6 protein-coding genes are annotated in these 8,140 nt (G+C 59.5%); 5 read left to right on the top strand and 1 reads right to left on the bottom strand.

Annotated elements, in window-relative coordinates; genetic code table 11:
- Positions 1-49: 49 nt before the first annotated feature.
- A complete protein-coding gene (locus KYK14_RS20735) occupies positions 50-1,717 on the bottom strand; it encodes a M28 family metallopeptidase (RefSeq protein WP_219161606.1) in 1,668 nt (555 codons plus the stop codon).
- A 371-nt stretch (positions 1,718-2,088) separates the two neighbouring features.
- Between KYK14_RS20735 and KYK14_RS20730 the strand changes: the two genes are divergently transcribed.
- The 5 genes from KYK14_RS20730 to KYK14_RS20710 all read left to right on the top strand — a co-directional run bounded on the left by KYK14_RS20730 (position 2,089) and on the right by KYK14_RS20710 (position 7,937).
- The gene (locus KYK14_RS20730) at positions 2,089-3,231 is read left to right on the top strand and encodes a Gfo/Idh/MocA family protein (RefSeq protein WP_219161605.1); all 1,143 of its coding nucleotides are present in this window, start codon (positions 2,089-2,091) and stop codon (positions 3,229-3,231) included.
- 141 nt (positions 3,232-3,372) lie between these two features.
- On the top strand, positions 3,373-4,647 hold the full coding sequence (locus tag KYK14_RS20725; RefSeq protein WP_208307154.1) for a PAS domain-containing protein: 1,275 nt from the start codon (positions 3,373-3,375) through the stop codon (positions 4,645-4,647).
- Positions 4,648-4,728: 81 nt separating this feature from the next.
- Positions 4,729-5,091: a hypothetical protein gene (locus tag KYK14_RS20720; protein ID WP_219161604.1), complete on the top strand. Its 363-nt coding sequence runs from the start codon at positions 4,729-4,731 to the stop codon at positions 5,089-5,091.
- 65 nt (positions 5,092-5,156) lie between these two features.
- The gene (locus KYK14_RS20715; protein WP_219161603.1) at positions 5,157-6,800 is read left to right on the top strand and encodes a M28 family peptidase; all 1,644 of its coding nucleotides are present in this window, start codon (positions 5,157-5,159) and stop codon (positions 6,798-6,800) included.
- Between the two features lie 261 nt (positions 6,801-7,061).
- Complete coding sequence (locus tag KYK14_RS20710) at positions 7,062-7,937, top strand: DNA/RNA non-specific endonuclease (protein ID WP_246601966.1); 876 nt, start codon at positions 7,062-7,064, stop codon at positions 7,935-7,937.
- The last annotated feature ends 203 nt before the right edge of the window (positions 7,938-8,140 follow it).

Below are 8,140 nucleotides of genomic sequence, written 5' to 3'. Positions count from 1 at the left end.
GGCCTGCGCATAGTCGGCACGGGGCACAGCCCCGCGCCAGTAGTACAGCTTACCGCTTCACGCTTTTAAACTCCGAACCCTCTTTCCACTGCGGGAAGGTGGTTTCGCTGGCGAGTTTCTTGCCTACCTCGAAATACAGCTGCGCGTCTTGGGCGATGCCGGACAGGTCCCAGGTGGGGTCGAACTGGTCGGCGGGCTTGTGGTAGTAGTTGGTGGTGTATTCCTGGCGTTTTTGGGCGATGTAGTCTTTGCCTTTGTCGCGGCTTTCGTAGCCACCGCTGGCGTAGAGCGAGGGCACGCCCACGTGGGCAAAGCTGAAGTGGTCGGAGCGGTAGAACATGCCGGTTTCGGGCTGCTGGTCGGGTAGGATGTAGCGACCTTGGGCTTTCGCCGCCGCCTGCGCGTAGCTTTCCAGCTCCGATTGGCCGTAGCCGATGACCGTCAGATCCTTCATCTTGCCGAAGGGCCAGAGCATGTCCATGTTCAGGTCGGCTACGGTTTTGTTGAGCGGGAACGGCGGATGCTGGGCGTAGTAGGCCGAGCCGAGCAAGCCCTGCTCCTCCCCTGTCACGGCCGGAAATACAATGCTGCGAGCGGGCTTCTGCGGGGCTTCGGTGAAGGCCTTGGCAATGCTGAGCAGGGCCGCTAGGCCGGTGCCGTCGTCCACGGCACCGTTGTAGATGGAGTCGTTGGCAATGGCTTTGCCTACCCCAAAATGGTCCCAGTGGGCCGAGTAGATGATGTACTCGTCGGGGCGGGTGGTGCCGGGTAACACGGCCAGCACGTTCTTGCTGGTCTGGCGACGCAGCTGGTTTTGCAGGCTGGTGCTGAAGGTGAGCCCGCCCAGCGGCCGGGCGCGGAAGCCCTTGGTATTGGCGGCGGTATAGAGCTGGTCGTAGTTCTGGCCGGCGGCCGTAAAGAGGCGCTTGGCCGCGTCGAGCGTCAGCCAACCTTCCACGGCACACTTGCTGGCGCCTTTGTTCTCGGTTTGGGGGCGCAGTTTGGGCCCTACCGCCCCACTCAGCACCACCGACCAGGGGTAGGCGGCCGGCTTGGTGTCGTGCACGATGAGTAGGCCAGCGGCGCCGTGGCGGGCGGCTTCCTCGTATTTATAGGTCCAGCGGCCGTAGTAGGTCATGGCCTTGCCCTTGAAAAACGTGGTGTCGTTGCCAGCGTTGCCGGGGTCGTTTACGAGCACCACCACGGTTTTACCCTTCACGTCGAGGCCGGCGTAGTCGTCCCAGCCGTACTCGGGCGCTACTACGCCGTAGCCGGCAAATACCAGCGGCGAGTTCTGCACCGATACTGTGGGCTGCTCGCGCTGGCTGAAGACTACGTAATCGTCTTTGTAGTTCAACGTCAGCTTTTTGCCGTTGCCGGCAATTTGGGCCGTGGGCGCGGGTTTCACGCTGATTTCCACCATCGGCACGGGCTGGAAGTAGCTGCCCGATGGAGCCGGCTTCAAGCCTAACTCCTTGAACTGCGCGGCCAGGTAGGCGGTGGCCTTTTCCTCGCCCTGCGTGAAGGGTTTGCGGCCCATCATCTCATCCGACGACACTTCGCGAAGGTAACTGCCGATGGTGGCTGCCGTGATGCTGTCGGCGCCCGCGGCGGTGGTTTTGGTGGCGGCGGTGCTGGCCGTGGTAGTGGGCTGGCTATTGCAAGCGGCCAGCAGTGCCAGCGCAGGCAGCAAGTAGGTAGGGTAGGAAAGCTTCATATATAAAAGACCAAAGGAGGTTCACAATAGTAAGCAAAGAACGTGGTCCGGCCCACTGGTGCAGCTCCGCAGTGGGTCCGCTGCACCATAACCTTCCTGCCATGAAGACAGTAACTACTCACGCAAGCTGCACGACTCGCAGGTGAGCACCTGCCGGTCGGAACGAGCCTCGTGCTGATGGCTGCCTACGCGTTGCGCATACGGCGCGGGCGTTAGTAGCCGGCAACCGGTCGGGCGCCTGCGGCGTCGGACCGACAGGCGCTTGTTACGTAAAGCCTATCTAACACACCCAACCTCAGCAACAACGAGACACAACTGTTGTGTCTTTACTCCACGCCGCTATTCTTTCCAACTCGCTATCTTTTCCGCCGATGAAAACCACTGACTTTCTTACCCGCCGCCGCCAGTTTGTGCAACGTTTGTCGCTGGGTCTGGGTGCTGCTTTCTTGGGGCTACCCTTGCTATCGGAGGCACGGCCGCAGGGTCGCAAGCTGGGCATTGCGCTGGTAGGGCTGGGCGGCTACAGCAAAGGGCAGTTGGCGCCCGCTTTGCAGGAAACTAAGAATTGCTACCTGGCCGGCATCGTGACGGGCTCGCCGGAGAAGGTGCCCGAATGGCGCCAGAAATACAACATCCTGGAGAAAAACGTCTACTCTTACGAGACCTTTGACCAGATCAAGAACAACCCAGCTATTGATATTGTGTACGTGGTGCTGCCCAACGCCCTACACGCCGAGTACGTGGTGCGGGCCGCCAAGGCCGGCAAGCACGTTATCTGCGAAAAGCCCATGGCTACCTCCGCCGCCGACTGCCGCCGCATGATTGAGGCGTGCCGCACGGCCGGCAAAAAGCTCAGCATCGGCTACCGCCTGCACTTCGACCCGCACAACCTGGAAATGATGCGCTTGGGTCAGCAGAAGGTATTTGGTCCGATTAAAAAGCTGGAATCAGACAACGGTTTCACGATGGGCAAGAACGAGCGGCCGTGGCGCATTCAGAAGAAGCTCTCGGGCGGCGGGCCGCTCATGGATATGGGCATCTACTCGGTGCAAGGCGTGATTTATACGAAAGGTGCTCTACCCGTGTCCGTAACGGCCAACTACCCCAAGGAAACGCGCCCCGAGCAGTTCAACGAGGTAGAAGAATCCATCAACTGGCAATTCAAGTTTGCCGATGGCTCTACGGCTGACTGCCGCACCAGCTATACTGAAAGCATGAGCCGCTTGCGCGCTGAAGCAGCCAACGGCTGGTTTGAGCTGCAACCAGCTTTCGGCTATGGCGGCCTGAAGGGCGAAACCAGCAAGGGCAAGATGGACAAGCAGAACGTGAACCAACAGGCCCGGCAGATGGACGATTTTGCTACCTGCATCCTGCAAAACAAACCCACCCGCGTGCCTGGCGAAATGGGCCTGCGCGATGTGCAGCTCCTGGAAGCCATTTACCGCGCCGCCGATACTGGCAAAGCCGTATCAACCAAAGACATAGTGCAGATTCTCGACCACGTAAATAAGTAGCCTCTACTACCCGCGGGCGGCAGCTGACATACTCTTGGTTTTTGTGCGACTCCCAACGCTGGCGCGCATTGCGGTGTAGGTGTATCTTTACTGATATTCCTACGTATTCGCGCTGTATCCGTCATTCTGCGCTCCAGCTTCATGCCTACTCCCACCCTGCCCATCGATTACCAGAAGCTTTTTCACGCCCTACCCGATAACTTCCTGCTGATGGCCCCCAACGAGGAGGCCACCGTGCTGGACAACACCGATAGCCACGTGGCTGTGTCGTTGAAAAGCCGGAGCCAGGTGGTAGGCAAGCCGTTGTTCGAGGCTTACCCGGTGGCAGATCAGAATGAAGTCGATATTCTGGCTGGCTCCCACGCCCACGTACGCCAGCACCGCACCCCGCACACCATGCCCCTAATTCGGTACGATCTGGAGCGTCCGGCTGAGCAAGGCGGCGGTTTTGAGGAGCGCTACTGGCAGGCCACGCACTACCCCATTCTGGATGAGCAGGGCAGCTTGCTGTACGTTCTGCAAAAGACAGAAGACGTAACCGAGCAGCACCAAACCTTCTTGCGCAACCAGCAGATGCAGCGCGAGTTGGCGGAGCAACAGGAGCGCACGCGCTTCATTGTGGAGTCGTTGCCGGTGATGATCTGGACTACGCGCCCCGATGGCACCCCGGAAAGTTTCAACGCTCGCTGGATGGAATTTACGGGCGCTTCGCAGCAGGAAGTAGCGGGCAAAGGTTGGCTGGCCCTGCTACACCCCGAGGATGCGCCGCGCGTGGCGCAGCAATGGAAACAGGCCGTAGCTAAGCCGGCGCTGTTTCAGATTGAATACCGCTTGCGCCGCCACGACGGGCAGTACCGCTGGCTGCTGGTGCAGGCCCTACCCCGCTTCACGCCAGAAGGGGAAGTGAGCATGTGGATTGGCTGCGGCATTGATATTCAGGCCCAAAAGCAGCTGGTGGAAGAACTCCTGGTGACCAACGAGCAGCAGGCTACTCTTTCGGACCAAGCCTACCAGGCATATCAGTTGGCTGAAAGTCAGCGCCTCACCCTCAACAATCTACTCATGACGGCCCCGGCCGTTATCTGCATCTTGCGGGGAGCCGAGCACCGGTACGAGTTTGTGAACCCGGAATATCAGCGCCTGTTTCCGAATCGGCAGTTGGTAGGCAATACCGTGCTGGAAGCCCTACCCGAGCTAGCCGACCAGGGCATTCAGCAGTTGCTGGACCAGGTATACGAAACCGGTGAGCCGTTTATTGGCAACGAAATCGAGATATTGCTGGCCCAGGAAGGCTCCAGCGAGCTGCGTAAGCATTACTTCAACTTCACGTATCAACTCTTCAAGGAAAACGGCCAGAAAGCGGGCATCACCGTATTTGCGTATGACGTAACGGACTTAGTGAGTGCCCGCAAGTAGTAGAAAGATGCCACGCCGCCCGCGGCTGGTCTTTTTTAAAGCCGACTCTCCCGGTAGCATTTTTGCCGCCTCTCCCCTTGCATGGATATAAGCACACTGGATTTTCAACAGGCTCGCATCAAACTAGTGCTCTTCAAATCGCGCTTACGCTCCGTGCTCTACGGCGTGCGCGAGCCCGAAGACACCCTGTTTGTGCTGCGCGAAAATCCGTTGGGACAGTGGCTTTACACGGTGGTAAAGCCGAAATACAACGACTTTCCTGAGGTGCGCACCATTGAGCAAACGATGCAAACCATGCTCGATACGGGCCGCGACCTGGTGCGCCAATACCAGCGCGACCAGATTGAGCAGGCCCGCGCCGGCCTGGAAAAAGTGGAGCAGTACGCGGCTCAGATTGAGACGCTCTTGCTCAAGCTGGAACAAAGTACCCGCGCTGCCGCGTAAGCACCGCCGTCTTTTTTGCAACTTGTGCGCCCCGAATCACGTGATTCGGGGTTGCTTTTTTGCGTATGCTTTTCCGTTCTCTTCTCACCGCTTTCGGCGGCTTGTTGCTTGCCGCGCCGGCTGCTTCGGCGCAGTCTTTCACTGTTGACAAGCCAGTGGCCCGGGCGTTACGTTCCGTGCAACCCACTGACGTTAAAAAACATATCTGGTATCTGGCCGACGACAAGCTGCGTGGCCGCCAGCCCGGCACACCCGGCTACCAGATGGCCGTAGACTACGTGGTAGGGCAGCTCAAAGCCCTCGGCATGCAGCCTGCTGGCGACAACGGTACCTACACTCAAACTGTGCGCCTGCGCCGGGCCACTACCCTACCCGGCGCTACCCTCAGCATTAATGGCCGTCCCCTTACCTACGGCCCCGATTTCACCCTGAACCCCAACCCTGGCGCGCCCAGTAGCTCCGTAACCGCCCCGCTGGCCTTTGCTGGCTACGGCATCAGCGCCCCCGAACTGGGCTATGACGACTACGCCGGCCTCGACGTGAAGGGCAAGGTAGTAGTAGTGGTGCGCGGGGCACCCCGCAGTTTTCCCAGCACGGTGGCTTCGGCCAGCCAGGATTTGCTGGTGGTGATGCAAACGGCCTTGCAACACGGTGCCGTGGGTGTGCTGGTGGGTAGTACCAACCCGAAGGCGCCTGCTACCCCATCCACTGTGAAGCGCCAGACCTACAATGTGTTGGATGCGCAGGGCCAAGTAGCCAACTCGCGCACGTTTTTGAAGGGGATGCAAGTGGTAGGCAATCTGAGCACGCCTGCTTTTCAGGCGTTGTTGGTTGCATCGCAGTTGGACACCACGCAGATACTGCCGGCTTTGCAGAGTGGCAAGCCGGCCTCCAAAGCCCTTGCAGGCACCTTGCAAACTACGTATCAATCGGGTTACCATGATTTTGAGAGCTACAACGTGGTGGCCAAGCTAACTGGTGCCGACGCGCAACTGCGCGACCAGTACGTGGTGCACAGCGCCCACCTCGACCACCTGGGGGTAGGCGCGCCCGTGCGCGGCGACTCCATTTACAACGGTGCCCACGACAATGCCTCGGGCGTGGCGTCGGTGCTGGAAATCGCCAAGATTTACAGCAAGCTGAAGGGCAAAAATCAGCCAAAACGCTCGGTGTTGTTTGTGCTGCAAACGGGCGAGGAACTAGGCCTGTTAGGCTCCGCATACTTCGCCAGCCACCCCACTGTGCCCAAGGAAAATATCGTGGCCGACATCAATACCGACATGCCCACGATTATTGCGCCGCTGCTGTCGGTGGTGGCGCTGGGGGCGCAGCACTCGTCGCTGATGGGGCTGGTGGAGCGGGCCACGGCCTACCTGGGCATCGGGCTGGAGCAGGACCCCGAGCCGGAGCAAAACCGCTTCATCCGTTCCGACCAGTATAGCTTCGTGATGCAGGGTATTCCGGCTCTGCACATGAAATACGGCAACAAAACTGCCGATGGAAAGAATAACCTCAGCGAGCAGGTGCAGGTGTGGCGCGCCGCCACCTACCACAAGCCCCAGGACGACACCTCCGGCACCTTCGATTTTGAGGCCGGCCGCCGATATGCCCAGCTTAACTTCCTCATTGGCTACCAGGTGGCCCAAGACCCGCAACGCCCTACCTGGAACCAGGGCGACTTTTTCGGGACGCGGTTTGGGAAGAAATAATTTTGATCATTGCAATAGGACGTTTCGGAAGATGGTGTAGAGACACATACTTGCGTCTCGTCGTTGCTGATGTAGTTTGCTAGAACAGTGCTAACACGAGTTCAACGATGAGACGCAAGTATGCGTCTCTACACTGTTCCAGCGACCTTTCTAGTAATTGCAACCGACAACTGATGTGAATCGACCTGCTAGCTACATCAGAACATGCTGGCGCTACGGGCTGCTTCGCAGGTTCCGCGGGCCAGCGCGTAGCTTTGTGCCATGATGTTCCTACCCTTCTGCACCACTCTTTCCCTGCGTCGGGCGCTGCGCTTTCTGCTACTGGCCGGCCTGGTGAGCGCCAGCGCTTGCACCGATGAGCCAGACCCCACTGCCCCTACCCGCGACGATAATCTGGCTCTAGGCAACCCCAGCGGCGCCACGACCGACGAGAAGCAGCCCACCAACTACTTGCTAAGCAAGCCCCAGTTTGCGCTCAGCTACCACCGCGACCGGGGCATTCCGAACTGGGTATCGTGGCACCTGAGCAGCGCCTGGCTAGGCTCGGCCCCACGCCAGGACGACTTCCGCACCGACGCGGCCCTACCCCGCGGCTGGTACCAGGTCACGACCGGCAGCTACACCGGCTCGGGCTTCGACCGGGGCCACAACTGCCCCTCCGCCGACCGCACCCGCACGCTGGACGACAACTCGGCTACCTTCCTGATGACCAACATCATGCCCCAGGCGCCCACCAACAACCAGCGTACGTGGGTAGGGCTGGAAAACTACTGCCGCACGCTAGTTGACCAGGGCAATGAGCTGTACATCATCTGCGGTAGCTACGGCCGGGGTGGCACCGGCAGCAACGGCTACGCCACCACCCTCGACGACGGCCGCGTGACCGTGCCTGCCCGCTGCTGGAAGGTAGTGGTGGTGCTACAAGTAGGCACCGACGACGCCCGCCGCGTCTTCGCCGATACCCGCGTCATCGCCATCAACACCCCCAACCGAAACGACCTGAACTCGGATTGGGCCGGCTACCGCACCTCCGTCGACGCCATTGAGCAGGCCACGGGACTGGATTTGCTCTCGGCCGTTTCCACCGCCGTGCAAGCCACCATAGAGGCGCGGGTAGATAATGGCCCCACGCAGTAGGTGGTGTCTCCTTGTTGCTGAGATTGAAGTTTATCTATTGGATGTTGCTAGAACGGTGTAGAGACGCATAGTTGCGTCTCATTGTTGAACGATTTCGCCCACATGGCGCAACCGACGAGACGTAAGTATGCGTCTCTACACCGTTCACTATTTAACTCAAACAGCTTCCGAGTATCTTCATCGTCTACTGATGCGAGTTATTC

It is taken from the genome of Hymenobacter profundi (assembly GCF_019334315.1).
GTDB classification, from domain to species: domain Bacteria; phylum Bacteroidota; class Bacteroidia; order Cytophagales; family Hymenobacteraceae; genus Hymenobacter; species Hymenobacter profundi.
The sequence above is the reverse complement of the archived record's forward strand: the minus strand, read 5'-3'. Positions and strand labels throughout refer to the sequence as shown.

Excerpts from the sequence above, each read along its gene's own strand:
- KYK14_RS20720 (WP_219161604.1), top strand. The coding sequence starts at position 4,729 with ATGGATATAAGCACACTGGATTTTCAACAGGCTCGCATCAAACTAGTG.
- KYK14_RS20725 (WP_208307154.1), top strand. The coding sequence starts at position 3,373 with ATGCCTACTCCCACCCTGCCCATCGATTACCAGAAGCTTTTTCACGCC.
- KYK14_RS20710 (WP_246601966.1), top strand. The coding sequence starts at position 7,062 with ATGATGTTCCTACCCTTCTGCACCACTCTTTCCCTGCGTCGGGCGCTG.
- KYK14_RS20735 (WP_219161606.1), bottom strand. The coding sequence starts at position 1,717 with ATGAAGCTTTCCTACCCTACCTACTTGCTGCCTGCGCTGGCACTGCTG.
- KYK14_RS20715 (WP_219161603.1), top strand. The coding sequence starts at position 5,157 with ATGCTTTTCCGTTCTCTTCTCACCGCTTTCGGCGGCTTGTTGCTTGCC.
- KYK14_RS20730 (WP_219161605.1), top strand. The coding sequence starts at position 2,089 with ATGAAAACCACTGACTTTCTTACCCGCCGCCGCCAGTTTGTGCAACGT.